The sequence below is a fragment of the Alkalicoccus saliphilus genome, from assembly GCF_003044065.1.
Classification (GTDB): domain Bacteria; phylum Bacillota; class Bacilli; order Bacillales; family Salisediminibacteriaceae; genus Alkalicoccus; species Alkalicoccus saliphilus.
Genome location: NZ_PZJJ01000002.1, coordinates 82,024 through 103,463, shown reverse-complemented (window position 1 = coordinate 103,463; position 21,440 = coordinate 82,024). Strand labels below are relative to the sequence as shown.

At 42.0% G+C, this 21,440-nt stretch carries 20 protein-coding genes and 1 other annotated feature; of the genes, 8 read left to right on the top strand and 12 right to left on the bottom strand.

Going from position 1 to position 21,440, the window contains the following annotated elements; translation table 11 throughout:
- Positions 1-29: 29 nt before the first annotated feature.
- From C6Y45_RS02035 to C6Y45_RS02020, 3 genes are all read left to right on the top strand, one after another.
- Positions 30-602: a CYTH domain-containing protein gene (locus tag C6Y45_RS02035; RefSeq protein ID WP_107583359.1), complete on the top strand. Its 573-nt coding sequence runs from the start codon at positions 30-32 to the stop codon at positions 600-602.
- A gap of 404 nt (positions 603-1,006) precedes the next feature.
- Positions 1,007-1,408, top strand: coding sequence for a globin domain-containing protein (locus tag C6Y45_RS02025; protein WP_107583357.1), 402 nt, complete (start codon positions 1,007-1,009; stop codon positions 1,406-1,408).
- Positions 1,405-2,328 carry a ClpXP adapter SpxH family protein gene (locus tag C6Y45_RS02020; RefSeq protein ID WP_245922477.1) on the top strand — a complete coding sequence of 308 codons (924 nt, stop codon included), beginning with the start codon at positions 1,405-1,407 and terminating at the stop codon, positions 2,326-2,328. The genes C6Y45_RS02025 and C6Y45_RS02020 overlap by 4 nt, the downstream gene beginning before the upstream one ends.
- Before the next feature lie 142 nt (positions 2,329-2,470).
- On the opposite strand, the gene pepF is transcribed toward C6Y45_RS02020, so the two are convergent.
- The 6 genes from pepF to C6Y45_RS01995 all read right to left on the bottom strand — a co-directional run bounded on the left by pepF (position 2,471) and on the right by C6Y45_RS01995 (position 8,458).
- The gene (pepF, locus tag C6Y45_RS02015) at positions 2,471-4,282 is read right to left on the bottom strand and encodes an oligoendopeptidase F (protein ID WP_107583356.1); all 1,812 of its coding nucleotides are present in this window, start codon (positions 4,280-4,282) and stop codon (positions 2,471-2,473) included.
- A gap of 283 nt (positions 4,283-4,565) precedes the next feature.
- Positions 4,566-5,750 carry a competence protein CoiA family protein gene (locus C6Y45_RS18160; RefSeq protein ID WP_146159141.1) on the bottom strand — a complete coding sequence of 395 codons (1,185 nt, stop codon included), beginning with the start codon at positions 5,748-5,750 and terminating at the stop codon, positions 4,566-4,568.
- A gap of 156 nt (positions 5,751-5,906) precedes the next feature.
- A complete protein-coding gene (gene mecA, locus C6Y45_RS02005; protein WP_107583354.1) occupies positions 5,907-6,557 on the bottom strand; it encodes an adaptor protein MecA in 651 nt (216 codons plus the stop codon).
- A gap of 290 nt (positions 6,558-6,847) precedes the next feature.
- Positions 6,848-7,249, bottom strand: a complete 402-nt coding sequence (gene spxA, locus C6Y45_RS02000; protein WP_107583353.1) for a transcriptional regulator SpxA — start codon at positions 7,247-7,249, stop codon at positions 6,848-6,850.
- 450 nt (positions 7,250-7,699) lie between these two features.
- The gene (locus C6Y45_RS18030; RefSeq protein WP_281260568.1) at positions 7,700-7,834 is read right to left on the bottom strand and encodes a hypothetical protein; all 135 of its coding nucleotides are present in this window, start codon (positions 7,832-7,834) and stop codon (positions 7,700-7,702) included.
- Positions 7,835-7,873: 39 nt separating this feature from the next.
- Entirely contained in the window at positions 7,874-8,458 is a 585-nt protein-coding gene (locus tag C6Y45_RS01995) for a GNAT family N-acetyltransferase (protein ID WP_107583352.1), read from the bottom strand.
- A gap of 500 nt (positions 8,459-8,958) precedes the next feature.
- Here C6Y45_RS01995 and C6Y45_RS01990 point away from each other — a divergent pair, with 500 nt between their 5' ends.
- Complete coding sequence (locus C6Y45_RS01990) at positions 8,959-9,495, top strand: HD domain-containing protein (RefSeq protein ID WP_107583351.1); 537 nt, start codon at positions 8,959-8,961, stop codon at positions 9,493-9,495.
- A 221-nt stretch (positions 9,496-9,716) separates the two neighbouring features.
- On the top strand, positions 9,717-10,700 hold the full coding sequence (locus tag C6Y45_RS01985; protein ID WP_107583350.1) for a sodium:calcium antiporter: 984 nt from the start codon (positions 9,717-9,719) through the stop codon (positions 10,698-10,700).
- 65 nt (positions 10,701-10,765) lie between these two features.
- Here C6Y45_RS01985 and C6Y45_RS01980 read toward each other — a convergent pair whose 3' ends face one another.
- Positions 10,766-11,917, bottom strand: coding sequence for a dicarboxylate/amino acid:cation symporter (locus C6Y45_RS01980; protein ID WP_107583349.1), 1,152 nt, complete (start codon positions 11,915-11,917; stop codon positions 10,766-10,768).
- Between the two features lie 164 nt (positions 11,918-12,081).
- Positions 12,082-12,330: a binding site (T-box leader), on the top strand.
- Positions 12,331-12,384: 54 nt separating this feature from the next.
- Here C6Y45_RS01980 and trpS point away from each other — a divergent pair.
- Positions 12,385-13,377 carry a tryptophan--tRNA ligase gene (gene trpS / locus C6Y45_RS01970; RefSeq protein ID WP_146159140.1) on the top strand — a complete coding sequence of 331 codons (993 nt, stop codon included), beginning with the start codon at positions 12,385-12,387 and terminating at the stop codon, positions 13,375-13,377.
- A gap of 12 nt (positions 13,378-13,389) precedes the next feature.
- Here trpS and C6Y45_RS17260 read toward each other — a convergent pair whose 3' ends face one another.
- The 3 genes from C6Y45_RS17260 to C6Y45_RS01960 all read right to left on the bottom strand — a co-directional run bounded on the left by C6Y45_RS17260 (position 13,390) and on the right by C6Y45_RS01960 (position 15,957).
- Positions 13,390-13,554: a hypothetical protein gene (locus C6Y45_RS17260; protein WP_160058074.1), complete on the bottom strand. Its 165-nt coding sequence runs from the start codon at positions 13,552-13,554 to the stop codon at positions 13,390-13,392.
- A gap of 209 nt (positions 13,555-13,763) precedes the next feature.
- Complete coding sequence (gene fabF / locus C6Y45_RS01965; RefSeq protein WP_107583346.1) at positions 13,764-15,005, bottom strand: beta-ketoacyl-ACP synthase II; 1,242 nt, start codon at positions 15,003-15,005, stop codon at positions 13,764-13,766.
- A gap of 19 nt (positions 15,006-15,024) precedes the next feature.
- Complete coding sequence (locus C6Y45_RS01960) at positions 15,025-15,957, bottom strand: beta-ketoacyl-ACP synthase III (RefSeq protein ID WP_107583345.1); 933 nt, start codon at positions 15,955-15,957, stop codon at positions 15,025-15,027.
- Positions 15,958-16,308: 351 nt separating this feature from the next.
- Here C6Y45_RS01960 and C6Y45_RS01955 point away from each other — a divergent pair, with 351 nt between their 5' ends.
- Both C6Y45_RS01955 and C6Y45_RS01950 read left to right on the top strand, forming a co-directional pair.
- Entirely contained in the window at positions 16,309-17,694 is a 1,386-nt protein-coding gene (locus C6Y45_RS01955; protein WP_107583344.1) for an aspartate aminotransferase family protein, read from the top strand.
- A 1,016-nt stretch (positions 17,695-18,710) separates the two neighbouring features.
- A complete protein-coding gene (locus tag C6Y45_RS01950; RefSeq protein WP_160058073.1) occupies positions 18,711-19,250 on the top strand; it encodes a MerR family transcriptional regulator in 540 nt (179 codons plus the stop codon).
- Between the two features lie 358 nt (positions 19,251-19,608).
- Here the strand turns inward: C6Y45_RS01950 and C6Y45_RS01945 are convergent, their stop codons facing one another.
- Together C6Y45_RS01945 and C6Y45_RS01940 are read right to left on the bottom strand one after the other, a co-directional pair.
- Positions 19,609-20,544, bottom strand: coding sequence for an ArsA family ATPase (locus C6Y45_RS01945; RefSeq protein ID WP_107583342.1), 936 nt, complete (start codon positions 20,542-20,544; stop codon positions 19,609-19,611).
- 28 nt (positions 20,545-20,572) lie between these two features.
- Positions 20,573-20,830, bottom strand: a complete 258-nt coding sequence (locus C6Y45_RS01940) for a cory-CC-star protein (protein WP_107583341.1) — start codon at positions 20,828-20,830, stop codon at positions 20,573-20,575.
- Between the last annotated feature and the right edge of the window lie 610 nt (positions 20,831-21,440).

The window sequence follows — 21,440 nt, the reverse complement described above, 5'->3', positions numbered from 1 at the left end:
GATAAACTTACACAGACAGGAGATGCTCTATGACTCAGGAAATTGAGATCGAATTTAAACAGCTTATTGACGAAAAAACTTATCAGGAAATGATGGATTACTATCAGGATAAACTTACTTTCACTCAGGTAAATCATTACTTTGAAACCAGCAGTCTTGGCTTAAAGCAATTGGGTGCCGCCCTGCGTGTACGTGAAAAAGATAACGGTTACGTCCTTACTTTGAAGCAGCCTCACGAGACAGGCGGGCTGCTGGAAACCCACCAGGAAATCGGCAGTTCTGCTTTCACAGCTCTTCAGCAGAAAGGCCTTCTGCCTCAGGGAGAAACTACTGACCAGCTTATTACTCTTCTTGGAACAATGCCCGAGCTGCAGTATTTAGGTATGCTTCAGACAGAGCGCCTTGAAACAGAGCTCGACGAAGGAATTCTCGTTCTTGATCGGTCCGACTATGTGAATGTTACTGATTTCGAACTTGAATTTGAGTGCAGGGACGAAGTAAAAGGAAAAGAAGCTTTTAATAAACTACTTCAAAAGTGGAACCTTACCTGGAATCAGCCTGACAATAAAATTGCCCGATTCTACAAAGCTGCGTTTGAATAATACAACATATACTTCTCCAAAACTCTATGCTTAACTGCATGGAGTTTTTTTGGTAAATGAAGCTTTAATTAATCTGTTTACAAATCATGAAACATCAAGCGTAAATAATCCCTTAATTAACGAATGTTCATTACGTCAAACGCTGACAAATCTTCTTTCACAAACAATCAGGCCTTTTCCTCTCCTTTTTCTCTATTGTAAAAACTTTTCTGCAGCAGAAGGTACGGATCTGCAGGAAAGTATTGATTATCTGCATATGATTTGCATCCTGCTGTAAAGCCGGGTATGATAAGCAATCGGGGCAGAGACCGGCTCACTTAAATTGTCACTAATAGTTCACAATTGTTGCCACTCTCTACAACCCTTGCTACAATTACGGTACATTCAGTAAAGAGGGATAATTTATGAATGAAAAATATAATGTTTACGATCTGCTGGGTCCGGAAAGACTGGAAGAGGTCGTGGACCTCTTCTACGGACATGTTTCCGATCACCCTGACTTAAAACCAATATTTCCAGACGATCTCACAGAAACAAAAAGAAAACAAACACAATTTTTAACCCAGTTTTTCGGTGGTCCTCCGCTTTATACGGAAGAACACGGTCATCCAATGCTGCGCGCCCGTCACATGCCTTTTGTTATCACACCAGCGCGCGCCGATGCCTGGCTTTCCTGCATGGCTCAGGCTTTAACAGAGGCTGAAATCGAAGAACCTCTGCGCTCAGCCATGTTCGAACGGTTAAGCTTTACAGCCAGACATATGGTCAATCATTCAAATAATGCTGCCAGGGGGGATCAGAATTGACGATTAATCAACAGCCGACTTATGTCTGTGATGAAGAAAAGGATTACTGCTGCCCCACAGAAGCCTCCGATGTTTATAATAACAACGACGAGCAGAAGCTGCTTGAAATGTATGTCTTCATCGATCCGCTGTGCCCCGAATGCTGGGCACTGGAGCCAATTATGAAAAAAATGAAGATGGAGTACGGCCGTTATCTGGCAATCACTCCCGTACTGGCAAACGATTTAAACTCGTTTGACTCTTCCTGCCGGAGTGGACGTTCATTGACGAAAGATATGGCGAAAGCTTATCATGAAACGGCATGCAGGACGGGGATGCCATGTGATGGGGATGTATGGCACGAAAACTCTCTTTCAACACCCGAAACAGCTATAAGTGCCATCAAAGCTGCGGAACTGCAGGGAAAAGGCGTTGGTACAAGATACATGAGAAGAGTTCGCGAAGCACTTTTTCTTCATAAAGAAAATATCGCCGAAGAAGAAGTTCTTATTAATTGTGCCTTCCGCGTAAAAGGAATGGACGTCCGGGAATTTGTAAAAGATCTCCACTCTGCGACCACAAAAAAAGCTCTTCAGGACGACAAAGAGCTCGTAAAGGAAATGAATATAGTATCTGCACCTTCCATTGTATTTTTTGGTGAGGATGTGAATGAACCGGGACTTAAAGTGGAAGGGATGTACAACTACAGCGTTTATGAGGAAATTCTGGAGGACATGACAGATAAAAAACTTTCAAAATGTTCTCCCGTGCCTATGGAGGAATTTGTATCTTTCTATTCCCTTGTAGCTACTAAGGAAATTGCGGTCGTCTACGACTTAAAACTGGAAGAGGCGCACAGGGAAATGCGGAAGCTGCAGCTTCAGCGTAAAGTGGAGGAAATTCCGGCAAAGCACGGCTCCATATGGCGCTCTCTTTATTAAACTTATAGCAGCACTAAAAACCTGCTTCAGCCTTTTACGGGCTGAAGCAGGTTTTTTAAGATATTTTTTAATTATCTTTTTGAAATAATTGTTCTTTCTATCGGGTAACTTATTTCTCAATAAATCGTACCACGGATTATTTTTATTCGTGAAACATTAGATTTTCCAGTTCATTCAATGTTTCTTCAAACACATCCAGAGCCTGCTGGATTGGTTCCGAGGAAGTCATATCCACCCCGGCATGTTTCAGCACGTTGATCGGATAATCAGAATTGCCTGCTTTCAGAAAATCAGTAAACCTTTTTACTGCAGGTTCTCCCTCCTTCTGAATCTGCTTAGCCAGTGCTGTAGCCGCACTGTAACCGGTAGCATACTGATAAACGTAAAAATTCATATAGAAATGAGGGATCCTCGACCATTCGTAGGCAATTTCCTCATCGATGACAATTTCACTGCCAAAATATTTTTTATTTAAGTCGTAGTAAGTTTCATTCAGCATTGCCGGAGTCAAAGGAATGCCATCTTCTGCTTTTTCATGAATCAGCTGCTCAAACTCGGCAAACATTGTCTGTCGGAAAACTGTCCCCCGGAAACCTTCCAAAAAGTTATTCAGTAAATACAACCTGCGCTGTTTATCTGTTTCCTTATTAAGCAGATAGCTGTTCAAAAGCGCTTCATTTGTCGTCGAAGCTACTTCTGCTACAAAGATGGAATAATCAGCATAAGGATAAGGCTGATTTTTTCTCGTATAGTAACTGTGTACTGAGTGGCCGAATTCGTGGGCAAGCGTGAATAAGTTATTGATATTATCCTGCCAGTTCATCAGCACGTATGGTTTTGTTCCATACGTCCCGGAAGAATATGCCCCGCTTCTTTTACCTGCACTCTCTTCTACATCCACCCAGCGCTCATTCAAACCTTCTTTAACAATATTCTGATATTCCGACCCCATCTGAGCAAGTCCCTCGACCATCAATTCTTTGGCTTCATCGTAGGAAACTTCAAAATCAACATCTTTAACTATAGGAGTATACAGATCATACATATGAAGCTCTTCCAGGCCGAGCGCCTTTTTCCTAATATCCAGATACCGATGAAGCAGATGCAGATTGTCGTTAACTGTAGAAACAAGTTGATCATATACCACTTCCGGAATATGGTTTTTGCTTAAAGCTGCCTGTCTCGCAGATTCATACTTTCTGACTTTTGAAGAGAATATATTTTTCTTCACATTTCCTGCAAGCGTACTGGCGAATGTATTGTGGTAACTGCTGTACGTATCATACATTGCTTTAAAAGCATCTCTTCTCACACGTCGGTCATCGTTCTGCATAAAGCCAATAAATCGCCCCTGGGTTACTTCGACCCGTTCACCTTTTTCATCTTCAATGGAAGGAAACTTCAGATCCGCGTTATTGAGCATGCTGAATGTATTGGCCGAAGCTCCTGTGACATCACTCACCTGAGCCAGAAGCGATTCCTCTTTTTCAGTCAGAACGTGAGGACGTTTTTTATTTAACCGTTCCAGTGCATGGCCGTAAAGTTCCAGCTCTGGAGCCTCCTCCAGGAATTTTTCGATTTTCTCCTCCGGCATACTCAAAATTTCCGGTGTAATATAAGAAGCTTCTTCTCCAAGCTGTACAAGGAGCTGTCTCGCTTTTTCATTAAGACCCTGATAAAAGGAATTGGTCGTGTCTTCATCGTATCTCATGCGGGCGTAAACAAAAAGCAGCCCCAGCTCAATTGAAAGTTCATCTTCTTTTTGAAGAACTTCGTACAATTTTTTTCCGGATTCCGCGAGTTGACCTTTGTACTCAGCTATTTCTGGAATGCGGTTTTTCACTCTGCTGTAAGACTGCTCCCATTCTCCGTCCGTAGCAAAAATGTCTTCCAGGTCCCACGTCCTATCTTTAGGAATATCTTTTCGTTCAGGCAGTTTTGTTGGTGCAGCCATAATATCGTCCTCCAAAATTTTATAATAATTAGAAAAATAACACTGATATAATCATAGAGGTTACACATCAAATGTTCAAATATTTTTATAAACGAAACAATTTTCCGGGCTTTTTTAAGCTTTGTTTCGTTTTTGAATGGGGTGCAACAGTTTCCCGCCCTGCAGTGAAATTCACTGTACTGATTACTACTGAAACACTTATGTGTAATCACTGGACTATAAAGCAGAAAAAACCTTCCATATGATGGAATTACCCCTCTGAAACAATATATCATACCTTATTTTAGAGCAGGCTTTGTATTTTATTATAAATAAATTTGTCATCTTCAAGAAGCTGCTCCATCGGCTTTTTAACTGTTAAAGGCTGAATCACCAGATAAACTCCGGGATAAATGCGCTTAAGCACTCCTAATGACTCCATTATAAAAAAATATTTCCTGAGAGCCAGCCTTACTGCGTTAGCGGGATGATCCGTCATTGGAAAGCTATGAAATTCAGGCTCATTTATTATCGAAAGACAAACTTCACTCAGAGTGAACCGGCTTCCTTTATGCTGAACATATTTCCAGTGAATCCAGCTCTGCCATACTTCTGCCCCTGTCTGAACACCAAAAAAAGAATATACAGGAAGAAAACATAATGAAGGATAATAATTAAGTGAAAGCTGATGTTTATAATAGTAAGATAAGATTTTTTTCTCTGCTCTTGAATAACCGAATTTAGGAAAAAGTCGTTTTTTTCTGCTTAAGCTTTTCCATTCCTGATTCACTTTTTCTTTATAAGCTGCAGCAGCAGGAGAAGGTTGAGACGGATAAAGACTTTCACACGGATCCTTTTCCCATGTTATTTTTTTAAAATGAAAAAGACTCATTCCCGTCTGAAACTGTACATGTCCAAACTCCATATAGAGAGCATCTTCAGCTATTTTATAACAGAAACTATGCATAAAAGGAAAAGCGCGGAACCGAATCGTTTCAAGAGCTGACATTCTTTTTTTAAAAATGTGTTTCTCACTCGTTTCAACTCCTATCCAGAAAACGTCGTACCCAGCTTCACAATAAATGGTCTGCCTCTTATTAAACTCCCGAGCCGGAAGATAAGATTTCTGAATTTCAAAAACAACTTTTCTGCCATTTAAAAAAACATAAATATCCGCTCTTCTGCCTCCTGATCCAGGTACAGTAAATTCTTTTTTCGGCTGATATCCATGAGTCTTTAACCATAAGACTAACTGTTCTTTAACGTATTGATGTTCAAACGATTCTTCGCTCCCATTACATGAAGTTTTCCGGGCATGTGCGAAATGCCATCGCACCTTGCCGCTCCCAGCTTTGATTAATAATCTACTGCCGCATTCCGGGCAGGAAAAAACGCTGTTATTAACCGACAAATCCAGGTGATCAATGTGAATTGGATCTTTCCCGTCTACATACGCAGTGAACACAAGTATCCCTCCATTTTTATCCATTATATATAAAAGGGAACGTATGTTCAATAAATTAATTTTTTCGAATTTATCAGTACTTTTCCCGCGAAAGAAAGTTTAAACAAGTTGACGAGCCCCTATATTCGATAAATGAATCTACAAAAAAATCCGGACCGTTTTAAGCGGTCCGGATTTTCATTAGGAAAATTGATTTTTAATTGTCTGAAGTGCATCTTCTTCCAAAATTGTTTTTCCGTATTCAAGGATACGATGGATAGTTACATCGGATTCGTAACCAAATTCCAGCATACGGCTCAGCATATTATCCTGTTCTTCATCTGTATAGGAATCATCAATCGTAACGTATACGAAGTACGTTTCTTCAAAATGATACAGTCCGGTATGAACATTTTCTTCAAAAGTTCTGCTCAGGGAAATAATGTCTTCAAAATCCCGGAAGCCGATTACTACACTGAGAGTATGATCTCTGGCAGCTTCATTTTCACCATCAGATGAAAACTGCTGATCCAGCATATCAACGATATTTTTGTCTACATCAGAATCCGTGTCGTCTTCCAGAGGAATTTCAAGTTTTACGTTGCCATCATTCATCTGACCTCTGGTCACAATGACTTCCAGCCCCTTTTCCAGCGCGTGTACCTGTACCCAGAGCGGGCCGTTCATTTCAAACTTTTCCTGATCACTTACTTCACTCATCATATCAAAAAAAAGTTCTTCGCCCCGTTCCCGGCTGTACCAGATTTCCTCTTTGTCAAATCCGCGCCGCTCTATATCATTGTAAGTGATAAAAAACTTAATCGTCGTGTCATTGATTCTTTCTATTTCCATGGTGTCTCACCCTTTCGCGAGATTAACTCTGCTGTAGACGTGTTTTTTCAGAAAAGATTATTGATTAATCTATTCCCATTCCCTTCTAGGCTCAACCCTCTATTAAATACTTATATATCATTTTAAGGGATATGAAGCAGAAAAGAAATAAATATTACTTATTTACACTTACATTTTTCAGAAATTTCACTCAATTACCCAAACAGAAACAAGGGTGAAGCTATTTTCACAGCATTCACCCTTATTGAATCATCATATCATACTCGATCGAATCTGTTAAGCAGAGCAAATTATTCATTTACGAGCTTCTTAGCAGCTTCCTGAAGCTGGAAAGTACGAACTTTTCTAGGAAGAAAACGACGAATTTCAGCTTCGTTATACCCTACCTGAATCCGTTTTTCATCAAGAATAATCGGTCTGCGGAGAAGACCCGGATGATCACTTATAAGCTGGAACAATTCCTGCAGAGGCATTGAGTCAAGCTCCACATCCAATTCCTGAAATACTTTTGACCGTGTAGAAATGATTTCGTCGGTGCCATCCTCCGTCATCCGGACAACCTGCTTTACTTCCTCCACTGACAGTGGTTCAGAAAATATATTTCGTTCAGTAAATGGAATATCGTGCTCTTCAAGCCATGCTTTTGCTTTCCGACAAGATGTGCAGCTGGGCGATGTAAATAGAGTGACCATAAGGCTGAATCTCCCTTCAGAATTAGTAATCTGTGCTATTTATTAAGCTGGCGGCAATTTCTAGTTTATAATCATTATTATACAACAAATCTTTTAATTTTACCAGCCTCTTTATAAAAAACTTGAACAAAACTTGTACAAATTATTCATATGTAACTCCGTAGTTATTCGTTTTCCCTTTTTTGAAAATAATAAACATCGTATTAAAGAAATTCCTAAAGTAAGAGCTCACTTAATACGGGTTTAACTGGAAAAATTGTCTAGTTATCAACAGACAGCGAACAGATATTCCAGTTCCTTTAAAACCTATGTGTTTATATTATCACATTTTCATTTAGAATAATACGTTATCAATTAGACTGATCCTCCAAAAATCTAAAAAAGAGTGTCCCCCACTTTTCAGGGACACTCCTACGCCTCAGGCTGACGGCCGCTTATTAATATCCATCGTCATGCGACAAATGTTCTGGAATAAGGCACCGGCTGTTTTTTCGGCGCTTTATTCACTTCATCCAGCTTTCTTTTTAAAAGATCTCTCCAAAGCAGTTTCCTTTTGGATCTTCTTTTTGCTTTATTGCCTTTCATACAAAACACTCCTTTCTGTGTTTTGACGAGAGTGGCATTTTAGTTTGCGGGCTCTTTATCCGGACCGCCTGGATTCTTTTTTCTTTCCTTGTAGCTGAGCGCCTTACTAACCTCTTCATAAGGCCGGCCGTACAGCTCTATATCTTTATACGTATGAATTACTTCATACGTGTGGCGCATTTTATCATATATACTTTCCTCAGATTCGTTTACCGGCGTCCAGAAAAGTATTTCCATTTTATTTACTTCTCCTGTTGCCAGTGAGCGTCTTGTATACCCAATCGACTCAGCATGGCGAAAACCTTCCCGCCGATAAAATTTCTGTCTTTTTTCAGTATCTGAATCTTCATAATCCACCGGTTCGACTTCCAGAATGATTGGTTTGTTTTGTTTTTTAAGCTGATCAAGAAGCTTTCTGCCGATCCCCCTGCCCCGGGCTGCTTTTGACACAAAAAGGTAATCAATAAATAGAAAGTCTTCCATTTCCGCATACATCATCACGTGAAATTCATCTTCACTTTTCTTATAAATGTTTTCTTTCTCTTTAAGCAGCAGTTCTATATGCTCCTGCGATTTCATTTCCTCTATCGGAAAATATTGATTCAATTTTTCATACCAGTGCATCCTGCCACCTCCTGTTCGTGCCTTCTCCTTCTATTATAAGCGATAATTTAAAACAGGCAAGTCCCCTGGAACCTTTATCAGGCTGATTACTGCTTTTATCAGCTTCTAAAATAGAATGAGCCTCAGTATCATTTAGAATGCTTCTGCATGTTCTTTGAGCCTTGTTTAAAGGGGTGTTCTTCCCGGTAAGCACGGGCCGTCATCTTTCAGTTCCGAATCTTTCCTTCAGGTTAATAAAAGAATTCACAGAAATCACCGTTCCGGTGAACTAACAGACGAATTGATATGCTGTATTTCAACTGCAGCAAATTCCTTATTACTTTACTTTCGCCACTTTAAGTATATATACCTTCCAAATAGACAAAAACGATAAGAATCGGGTTAATGATGTCTGCTGTTCTACATTTCAACTCACTAAATACCACCTCAGGTAAATATATTGACTTTGCTTAAGCAAACAGGTATTATAGGTAAAATATCTTAAAATGGAGGCGATCGATGTGAGCCGTGTAACCTTACTGGATATATTCCAGCATCCCGCCGCACAAAAATACGTTAAGCGATCTGGTCTAGCTCATGCTGTTTCATGTGCTTTTCATGCGTATCGCTTCGCTATTGAAAAAGGAGCCGATCCCGACTCGGCATGTAAAGCCGCTTTTCTTCATGATATGGGACACTACACATGGTACCGTAATGGGGAATGGGATTATGACTTGTATAAACAAAATGATATTCATGCTATTAAAGGAGCAGAGCGGGCCCACAAACTTTTAATCCGTCTCGGGGAAGACCCGGTCAAGGCAAAAGAAATTTCTCTTGCTGTTCTGCTTCATACAGATTCTTTCCTTCCGCAAAAAAATATAAGCCGTGAAGCTCTTCAGGAGGTAGTGGCGATGGCCGACGAATTAGATGAAGAACCAGGAGGACTCCACCACTACCGCCGGATGACTGATGAGAAAGCAGCCGGTCTGTTAAAGCAGCTGGACGAACGTATTGAATCTTTCTATCACAATCCACAGACGGCCGCTTATTGTTAAATATCCTGTTCTAATAATACAATTAGTGTTATAGTTAAACTATCGTAAAAAGGGGAGTAGCGACCAGCTGGTCCTGGAGTCGTCATTACAGTATCTGTTAAGATGCTCGGTTCCTGGAGCTTTGATTACCAAAGTACGCAAGACCTTTTTATGCAGCGGGAGAGCTGTGTAAAAAGGTCTTTTTTTGTGCAGTTTTCGGAATCAAAGAAAGGGTGGTAGGTATGTTATATGTCGTTTTCCTTGCAGCGGCTGCAGTTACAGTGCTGGCAGCTGTCCGTCTGTCCACGTACGCTGATGTTATAGGAGAGAGAACTTCTTTAGGAGGTCTTTTAGTCGGCACATTCCTGCTTGCTGGAGCTACTTCTCTCCCGGAAGTAACTACGAGTCTGACAGCCGTATTTGTAGATAATCCGGATATTGCAGTCAGCAATGTATTCGGCAGTAATTTATTCAATATATTTATCCTTGCATTAATGGATGTTTTGTACAGAAGGAAACAGCTGCTCCGCTCAGCAGATCCCTCTCAGCTGAAAACAGCTGTCCTCAGCCTGCTGCTGGCCGGGCTGATGCTTACGGCTATTTTATTTCCTACAGGAATTATTCTGCTCGGAGCCGGTCTGGAAATGTATGTATTAATTTTAATGTACAGTGCGGGTATGATGTATCTCACAAAAACAGATACCCAGGAAACAGTGGAATCAGAAACCGAATTTCATATGCATGCTGTATCCCTGCGCCGCGCTAAAATAGGATTTGCAGCAGCTGCTGTTATTATTTTTGTTTCCGGTTCCCTTCTTTCCATTACAGGCGACCAGATTGCTGCTTCCACTGGTATCAGCTCAAGCTTTGTAGGCACCTTTTTTATAGCGGGTGCAACTTCCCTGCCGGAGCTCGTAACTGTGCTCGTAGCTGTTCAGCTGGCAAATTACAACATGGCTATTGGCAACATACTCGGTTCCAATGTTTTTAATATGTTAATTCTCATTATTATTGATTTTGCCTTCCGTGGAGGTGCGGTTCTTGCCGCAGTTCATCCAGTGACAATTATTACAGCCGCATCGGTACTTCTATTGAATACTGTAGTAATAGGAGCGGTTCTTGCATCACGCCGCAAACAGCATGCCCGCTTTTATGCTCTTCCTTCTTTAACTGTTCTTATTACCTACTTTCTTTTGAGTTACACTATCTACACTTTCAGTGCATAAGTAAGGCCGCCTTTTAACCAGGGCGGCCTTACTGCTTTCAAACTATCTGAAAAAGTTCGTCATCTTCAGGACAGGGAACGTTTTTCAGCAATCTTATCAATAATTACAGCAATTGCTCCATCACCGGTGACATTTGCGCCTGTACCAAAGCTGTCCTGAGCAAAGTACAGTGCAATCATCATACCCATAGCCGCCTCTGAAAAGCCGAGCATTGTCGTAAGCACTCCAAGTGCTGCAAATATAGCTCCTCCAGGCACTCCCGGTGCTGCCACCATGATTACTCCAAGGGCGAGAATCACTGGAAGCATCGTAAAGAATCCTGGTATTGAATAACCATCCATCACGCTCATTACAGCAACTGCACAGCTGACGATAGTTATTACACTCCCCGCTAAGTGAATAGTTGCGCTGAGAGGTACAGTGAAGTCCGCAACTTCTTCTCTCACGTTGTTCTGCTTCGCCTGCCGCAGGGTGACTGGAATAGTGGCTGCAGAACTCATGGTTCCCAATGCCGTAAAATAGGCCGGAAGCATCGTTTTAATAAGTGCAAACGGATTACGCCCGGATAACAGCCCTGCAACAGTATATTGTATGGTAATCCATACCCAATGTGAAGCAACAGCTACGGCAAGGACAATTCCGAAGACCTGGAGCGTCTGCAGTACTGTTCCTTCCGCTGCCATGTCCACAAAGATCCCGGCTATGTAAAATGGAAGCAAAGGGATAACTGCTTTATAAATAACTATTTCTATTATATTCTTACCTTCATCAAACACTTTTTTCAGTCCATCTGATTTCAATGCAGCTATTCCTATACCAAATACGAAAGCCAGCACAAGTGCTGTAAGAATCTCCATGAAAGGAGCAAGTTCAAACGTGAAGAACGGTTCAGGGGCTGTCCCCTCCTCCGGTGCTGAACGGTCTCTTGTCACCATAGGCATAATGAGCACCGCTATAAAGAAAGCTCCTACACCGGCCAGAACGGTTGATAAATACGCAGTACCCACCGTCGCCCCGACAAGTTTAGAAGAACCTTTGCCGATACTTGCTATCCCCGATGTAATAAAAAACAGTATAATAAGCGGAATAACAAAATTGATCCACTGCCCAAACACTTCTGTAAAAGTTACGAGAGCCCTGATCAGCGGATCCACTCCTGAGAGTCCAATTAATATACCGGCGGTTATACCAGCAATTAATTTAAGAATTAGCTTCATACTATTCCTCCTTCTGTTTACAGTGAATGTACAAATGTCCTGCACATAAAATTAATAGTGACGTAATTTCAAAGTGAACACAATACTGTTCGTAATAGTCGAAATTTTAAATTATTTCTTTAGTTGCATTTCTTTTCTCCTGCATATATAATATTTTTGTATATTGATAGGCGATGAGAAAGAAGAGTACTTTTCCGTTAGTGTATTCAGAGAGTCTGTGGCAGGTGAAAACAGACAACACGGGAAAAGGAATGGACTTTCGAGCCGGACAGCTGAACGTCAGTAGGCCGTCCCGGGCTTCTCCCCCGATACCACGGAGAGCTTTTTCCGGAAAGACGGAGAAGGCTGAAGAGATCTTCGTTTACATAGAACGCAGATAATAAGGGTGGCACCGCGGTCCATTCGTCCCTGATTTTTGGAGACGAATGGCTTTTTTGTCTTTTAATATCATTTGAAAGGAAGTAATAATTATGAAAACAATTTTTTCCGGCATTCAGCCGAGCGGCACACTTACGCTCGGAAATTACTTAGGAGCAATGAAAAATTTTGTGGAAATGCAGGAAGACTATAACTGTTATTTTTGTATAGTTGATCAGCATGCCATTACTGTGCCCCAGGACCGACTGGAACTGCGAAGTAATATTAAAAGCCTCGCTGCATTATATCTTGCCTCAGGGATCTCTCAGGAAAAATCGACTTTATTTATTCAGTCTGAAGTCCCGGCACACGCTCAGTTAGGGTGGATGATGCAGTGTATCAGCTATATTGGGGAACTGGAAAGAATGACACAGTTTAAAGACAAATCAGGCAGCAGTGAAGCTGTGCCATCTGCCCTGCTCACCTATCCACCTTTAATGGCTGCCGACATTCTATTATACGGAACGGATATTGTCCCTGTTGGAGAAGATCAAAAACAGCACCTTGAATTGACACGGGATCTCGCACACCGTTTCAACACCCGCTACAATGATATTTTCACTATTCCGGAAGTTCGTATTCCTAAAGTAGGGGCCCGCATCATGTCGCTCGATGACCCTCTTAAAAAGATGAGTAAATCAAACCCTAAAGCTAAAAGCTACATTTCCATGCTCGACGACGAAAAAACAATTTTAAAGAAAATGAAAAGTGCTGTCACAGATTCTGAGGCTGAAGTCCGCTTTGACCAGGAAAATAAACCGGGAGTATCCAACCTGCTTACTATTTACTCTCTTTGCTCAGGAGAATCTATTGAAACTCTGGAGAAAAAATACGAAGGATCCGGCTACGGCCCCTTCAAAGAAGATACTGCCCGGGCAGTTATACAGGTTTTAAAACCTATTCAGGAACGTTACGACGAATTAATGCAATCGAAAGAACTCGACGAAATTCTTGACAAAGGAGCCTCTCAGGCTGATCGTGAAGCCAAAAAAATGCTTGCAAAAGCAGAAAGGGCGATGGGACTCGGCAGAAAAAAACGTTAACCGATTTCTTTTTCAAAATGGCTGCCTTGAAAATAAAAAATAAACGTCTGCTTGCGTTTCCATGGAGAAATTTTCCATGCGGGCCGGCTTCAGCTCATTCTGCCCGCCTTTTTTCAGATCGGAGCTGAACGAGGTCTTGATCGCTCTGGAGTCCCCCATGTGTCCTCCACCTTTCATATTTTGAAGGAAGAGGCAGGTAGAGGAACAACACTTCTATTAAAATAATCCATGTTTACAGGAGGCCCCTGAGTCTAAATGACGAATTCAACAAAAGATCCCGATTAATAAAGAGAGTGGACTGTCGGCATAGTCAACGGTCCACTCTCTTTAAGTTCTCTACTTTTGATTGTTGTTTATACTGTGCCGCAGGCTTTGTACCCAGCGATTTACTCAGCGAACTTTCTGAATATCAACGATACGTTATGTCCGCCGAATCCAAGAGAGTTGCTCATTACAACAGAGGTATCCTTTTTACGGGCACCTTCTGTAACATAATCGAGATCACATTCCGGATCTTTCGTTTCATAGTTGATTGTCGGAGGGAGAATACCATCCTGAATGGCTTTCACGGAAAAGATTGCCTCGATTGCACCTGCCGCTCCAAGAAGGTGTCCAGTCATCGATTTTGTTGAGCTCACCGGGAGTTCGTAAGCATAGTCACCGAATACTGTTTTTACAGCAGTCGTTTCATATTTATCGTTGTATTCTGTGCTTGTCCCGTGAGCATTTACGTAATCAACATCTTCAGGCGTAAGTTGTGCCTGTTCCAGAGCCTGTTTCATGGCTCTTGCAGCACCTTCTCCACCAGGAGCAGGGGCCGTAACATGGTAGGCGTCACTCGTAGCACCATAACCGATAATTTCCGCATAAATTTCAGCTCCACGTTCCTTTGCAGATTCGAGTGACTCCAGAATCAGAATACCGCTTCCTTCCCCCATTACGAAACCATCACGATCTTTGTCAAATGGGCGACTTGCTTTCGCTGGATCCGGGTTGGTGGAAAGAGCCCGTGCGGAAGAAAATCCAGCAAAGGACATCTCAGTGAGAGGAGCCTCGGCTCCTCCTGTTATCATAATGTCTGCATCTCCACGCTCAATAGTACGGTAGGCATCACCTATCGAATTAGCACCGGAAGCACAGGCCGTTACTGAGCATGAATTGATACCTTTAGCTCCAAGAGTAATGGAAACCTGTCCTGCAGCCATATCCGGAATAAGCATCGGTACGAAGAATGGAGAAACACGTCGATACCCTCTTTTTTCATACATACGAAACTGCTTTTCGTACGTATCCATCCCACCGATTCCTGAACCGATCCACACTCCTACACGCTCTGCGTTTGAATCGTCTATAGTAAGTCCTGCATCTTTCACAGCCATCTGGGCACCGGCTACTGCAAACTGGGTGAAACGATCCATCTTCCGTGCTTCTTTACCTTCCATATAATCAGTAACCTGGAAGCTTTCTGCTTCTGCAGCTACCTTCGCCGGAAAGTCCGCCTCCTCAAAGCGGGTAAGAAGGGAAACACCCGATTCTCCTGCTTTTATTTTATCCCAGGTAGTATTAATATCATTAGCGAGCGGCGTAACCGCTCCATATCCTGTTATTACGACTCTGTTTTTCGTCATAAACTGTCTCTCCCTTTAGTTATTTTCCCCATACTAGAGCAATAGACCCCCATACAAGTCCTGCACCGAACCCTACGAGAACCACAACATCACCTTCGTTTATTTTACCTTGGTCCAGTTCGTACTTCAACGAGAGCGGAACAGAAGCGGAAGATGTATTACCGTACCTCTCCACCGTTTTCGACATACGCTCTTCCGGAAGTTCCAGACGCTGCCTTGCTGCTTCCATAATACGTATATTTGCCTGGTGGGGAATGAGAAAATCAACATCATCTTTTGTCAATCCTGCTTTTTCAACCGCATTCAGACAGGATTCCCCCATCTGCCGGACAGCGAATTTAAATACTTCCCGTCCGTTCATAAAAATATAATCATTCATGCGGATGTGCGCTCCTCCGCTGCCATCAGAACCTAGTTCAAATGAAAGTATCCCCCGGTCGTCCGCTACAGGACCCAAAACAGTGGCTCCTGACCCGTCTCCGAAAAGTACCGCCGTGTTTCTTTCGTCCCAGTTAATTGTCTGGGAAAGTTTTTCTGTACCAATAACAAGGACATGCTTATATGTTCCATTCTCTATAAACTGCTTTCCGGTTACAAGGCCGTAAATGTATCCTGCACAGGCGGCACTGATATCCATTGCCGCAGCGTTAACTGCGCCAAGCTGATGCTGAAGCATCGAGGAAACAGACGGAAAATCCTGATCCGGTGTAACTGTCGCAACGATAATCATATCAATTTCTTCCGGTGAAATTCCTGCATTTTTTACAGCTTCTTCTGCTGCATAGTAACTCATATGCGAAGTTTTTATGTGATCAGGAGCAATGCGCCTTTCTTTAATGCCTGTGCGTGTTCTGATCCACTCATCAGATGTATCCATTATTTTTTCCAGATCATGGTTTGTTACTACATTTTCAGGGACGTAGGTGCCCATGCCCCAAATGCCGACGCGCATGACGTCTCCTCCTCTAACTAATCATATTTATACGTATCATTATGACCTAGTACTAAATAAAATGCAAGCCGTACTATTAAGCGGGAACCCTGGTTCAGAAGCCTCTATTTGATTTTCCTTACATTAAAAATTCCTCACCTGCGACCAAAGATTTTCACCAGTAAGGGATCGTAATTCATTGAGGTATGCCTGCACTAAAACTACAACTTTCATGAGATAAATAAAAGCAGATTTGAAATTCTAAAAAATGAAATATATTTTTCTTTTTTTCTAATTTACGGTTTAAATATTTCATAAAAGTGTTATTATGAAATTAATATTTCAAATTTGCATACGGAGGTTTTTTAAATCATGGTAAAAACAAAAGCACCCTCGACCACGGATAAAATGGCTGTTTCCCGTCAGCTGCACGAGGAAGCATCCAGTGTTATTCCGGGAGGTGTTACAGCCAATATTAAATACTTTGCTCCCCATCCGATTGTTATGGAAGAAGGCCACGGCAGCAAACTGATCGATGTGGACGGAAACGAGTATATTGACTATTTAATGTGTTATGGCGCGCTGATGAGCGGACACGGTCATCCTTCCGTCTATGCTGCAGTTACGGACCAGATGTATTCTAAAGGAACGACCATTTTTGGAACCCCCCACCGCCTGGAAACAGATATGGCTAAAAAACTCGTATCACTTTATCCCGGGATCGATCAAGTACGCTTCTGCAACTCCGGAATGGAAGCTACACTCCTGGCAACCCGTCTTGCGGCAGCTTATACCGGAAAGAAAAAACTGGCAAAATTTGAAGGGCATTATCACGGAGGTTATGACCAGGTTCTTATGAGCGTGAATCCTGAGGAAGGAAAATCCGGACAAAGCAGCGAGCCTGCTGTTGTACCGGAGTCCAGTGGAATTTCTGATTATTATGTAAATAACACTATCATGCTCCCATTCAATGACTATCAAGCCACGGAAAAAATTCTCCGCAGGCATGCACACGAAATTTCCGCTATTATCATGGAACCGGTGCAGAGCGGGTTTATTCCAGGAAAGCAGGATTTTATGGAAAAGCTTAGAGCGTTAACCCTGGAGCTCGGTATTCTTCTGATTTTTGATGAAGTAAAAACCGGATTTCGTCTTGCACTCGGTGGTGCCCAGGAAATGTATGGGATTAAGCCGGACTTAACGACTCTTGGAAAAGTACTTGGGGGAGGTTTTCCGATCGGAGCGCTCGGTGGAAAAAGAGAAATTATGGAACTATGTTCGCCGAGCTCCAGCCGGGATATACTGACTGCAGGAGATGACAACCCCGGAGCCCGACAGGCTTTTTTCCACAGCGGCACCTATAATGGTCATCCGACGACGCTCGCTGCAGGGCTTGCTACTATTCAGCTCCTTGAAGAAGATAACAATCTGAGAAAGATTTTTGACCGTACGGAGCATCTGAAGGGAGAGCTTGAAAAAATGTATTACTCAGCCGGTATCCCTATGCAGGCGATGGGTGAAGGAAGCATCTTCAATATTGTCATCACCGACAAAGCGGTTAACAATCTGAGAGACATGAACGGGACAAACACTTCTTTAAGAAAAGCTGTAGACTACGAACTGCTAGATCTCGGGATATACTCCAAACCTCTTAACCGTTATTCTATGTCCACTGAACACAGTGAAGGAGATGTTGAAAAAACACTCCAAGCTCATCACGAAGCTATCCGGCGTGTAAAAAGCAAAATTAACGTGTAAACCAATCTAAAAAGCCGTTCCTGAAGTTTATCCGGACTCCTGGTATATCTCCATATTGATAGACTCTAAGCCTGTCAGAATCAACTGACAGGCTTAGAGCTGTGCATACTGCGTATTTTAATTTTTTCTCCTTCAATTTCTTAAGAGACCTGCTGGAATAACCAGGGGAAGGAAACTTTCTTTTGTTACAGGCTCTATTAAAGCTTTATGTGGTTATTTAAGGCTGCCTGCGGCTCTTTACACCTGCCGCGTAGAAAGCCTTCGGTTGTCCCTTCCGTCCGGGGGGATCTGCGCGCCTTCCGCAGGCTTTTCTGCCCCGGCATCGGCTTTACAGAAGAAAGAACAGCGTTTACTAAAAGTAGAACTTATCTTATTTCTACAACAAAACGAAGCGGAAACCGGCCCGTGGAAGAAAAAAATTGGAGGATAGGGCGAAGCCTGCCCGAAAATCTCCCCAACGGCAGGCCGGCTGGCAGCGAAGTGTTTCTCCATACGCCAGCGAAATTCAACACAGATTTGTTATGTTCTAAAAACATGAACTAAGAGCGGTCAGAATAAAAATTCCGTCTGCCGCGTGTCAAATTGTCTATTAAAAGGAAACAGGGATTAATCATTTTAATCGATACTTATTAATCTTTAAAGTATATTTCAGTATTGGGATAATGGCCTGTCTACTGCTTCCTGCCGGGTTTAATAATAGTGTAAAGTACAATAATCATTAAAACAGCGATTACAATGTATATAGGATCCTCCAGAAGGTTTTCCATCAGTTCTCCTTTCTTATTCAAACCTTTTTCTAATACCTCAGTTTACTATTATAGCAGAGAACTATTTACATACTGTGTTAAAATTCAAAGAGCTTTACACAGCTGTGAATGTATTAATTATTGTGATAAAACCTGCTGATTTTATTAAACACTAACAAATTTACCCCTCATCCATTGAATTAGATGCACTTTACTTATATGATAAATAGAAAGACAGCTCATATGCCTGCAAAGAAAGGTGACTTTTTAATGACGACTGAACAGGACAAATCATTCAGCACTAAAGATGTAAGCTTACAATTAAATGTAGGAACGAGTACTCTTCGTAAATGGGCTATTTCCATGGAAAAGCACGGCTATGTATTCACTAAAAATACAAACCAGCGGCGTGCATTCACAGAAGAAGACATTACTGCCCTCGAGTATATTCAGCAGCTTATCCAAAAAGAACACTTTTCGCTTACCAACGCAGCAAAAGTAGTTGTGACCAGGTTTAAGAATCAAGCAGCCGAATCGGAAACTCCTGCAGTACAGGAGGAATCGGATTTAGCCGAACGCACGGCTCAGCGCTACAACATGCTGTTGAATGAAATGCTTCGAAACACCATGGATCAGAACGAAAAACTTGAACGTCATGAACAGCTTCTTAATCAGATTACTGAACAGATCAGTACGAGCGACCAAAAAAGCGCTGAACGCGAGCAGCTTCTGCTTGATACGATCAAACGATTAACAGAAGAAGACAAACCTAAAAAAACATGGTGGAACGTTGCAAGCTGGTTCCGGTAAAAGAATAGTGCAGAAAAAACCTGAACCTGCGGGAAATCCGCAGGTTCAGGTTTTTTTACCGGAAGCACATTTTTTAATTACCGGTTCAAGTTGTTCCCGTCTGTTACTTTTCCGGTCGGCTTTCTTTTCAGAGTGCCTGCATCTTCCCTGACCTCAGGAAAGTTCCTTCCGTTTAATTTTCCATCGTCGCCTCTGACCTGAGGCTGCTTTTACGTAAGAATGGAAGAAGGAGATTGGAAGAACCGCAGGGCGGAGCCTATTCTAAAATCTCCTCCAAAGCAGACCGCGTGAAGCGGAATTTTCTTTAGGCATCAAAAGCGACTTTTAACCCAGCGTTTCAAATAACGACACGTATGAGTTATCTTTCAGAGTGATAAAACGTGCTGAAATGTTCCAACTGCTCGATGTTTGTAATATCATGAGGAAAAAAAGGCACCATAATGAGTTCCTGTTTTTTAAACGTGTCTTCAATTAACTTTAAATATTGTTTTTCATGCTCTTTCCGCTGTTTGAAGAACTCACCATCAGTCTGGTTTGGAAGCACTTTATTTACAATAAGGGTTTTTACGTGCAGGTGATATTTTTCCAAAAGTTCAAGAGCTTTTTTGGTCTCTAATACAGGAAGTCTTTCAGGATTCAACACAAAGATAAAACCTGTTTTGCTATCATCAAGCAGAATATCTCTCGCTTTTGAGAAGCGTTCCTGTCTTTCCTTCAGTACGTCGTAAATGGGATCTTCTATTGGCTCGCCATCATTGAGCAGCTGTGAATAATTTTCTTTTGTTTTTTTTCTCTTTTTAAGCAGACCTTCAATCCAAACACCCATTAATTCCGGAAGGGAAAGCAGACGAATCGTATGTCCGGTAGGAGCTGTATCAAAAATAAGTTTATCAAAATGTTCTTTCTCCTCCAGAATAATAGATATAAGCTTGTCAAACAATGCTGCTTCATCTGCACCGGGCGAAGCTTTAGCAGTATCCAGCTGCCTGTGAACTTCTTCCATCATACCGGAATGGACCGTTCCTTTAATGTTCTCCTTTACTCCCGCTATATATTTTTCAGTTTCGATTTCCGGGTCGATCTCCAGAGCATAAAGGCGGTCTGCCAGTTTTGTCGTTTTGCCTCCTATATTCCGGTTAAATATGTCCCCGAGATTATGTGCCGGATCAGTGGAGATCAAAAGAGTAGTGTACCCTTCTTCCGCAGCTTTCCAGGCTACGGCAGCAGCGGAAGTGGATTTACCCACTCCCCCCTTGCCTCCGATGAATATAATGTCTTTATTTAATACTTCCATAGCTTCCCCCTTCTTTCAATACCCTGTTTTAACAGCAGCGGATGCCGTTTAATGGGGACTTGTCCATTCCCATTCTCAGATGCCAGTCGTGAAATTCCTCTATCATGTGCGGATAAAGTTCCAGCGTATAATAATAAACAGGATTCGGGATCCCGATCATTTCCGAGTAAAGCAGCAGCATAAATAAATCATCTTCGTTCCGAAGCTCCCGTGCTATTTCCTGACGATGCGGCATACTCAGAACTTCTTCGTAATATTTGATGAGTTTTTTCATATTCTCGAGCATGTACTCCACCTCCCCGAATATTTATTAGTTTAATATCTTTCTTTTATTTTATCATCCGCATACCGCAAAAACCGAACTTTGATTTCCAGCATACCAACTGGTTCTCTTAAGGTTACCTTTAACTTCCGAAAAAATATGGTTCAGCTGGTCTTTTTCAAAGCAAATTAGGTGAGTGATACTATAAATCCGGCGCTCCTTTAACAAAAATCTTCTGTTTCAATAGTATTGGCTATATGGATAATAATGAAAATATTCACACCCACATTTTGAACAAGGATTCCAAAGAGCTGACTTAATTAATAGCTATGTTAAATTTCGCTGACGGTAGGAGAAACACTCCGCTGCCAACCTTCCTGCCGTGGGGCTGATCTTCAGCTGTTTGACCTGCGCCGCGCCTCCGCCGTTTCGGAGGCAAAATCATCTCTTTCTCAAAGAAAACGGCATTATAAAGAGAAATTCTTCATAACAGAAAACTTTTTTAATTTCCCTGCCGCAGCCGCAGAGACGACTCCTGGGCGAGCCAGGGCGAGGCGAAGATCCGTTTAGGAAAAAAATAGCTGAGCCCGGCCCGCCCGGAAGGCGAAAGCAGGGCAGTGCCTATCTATACATG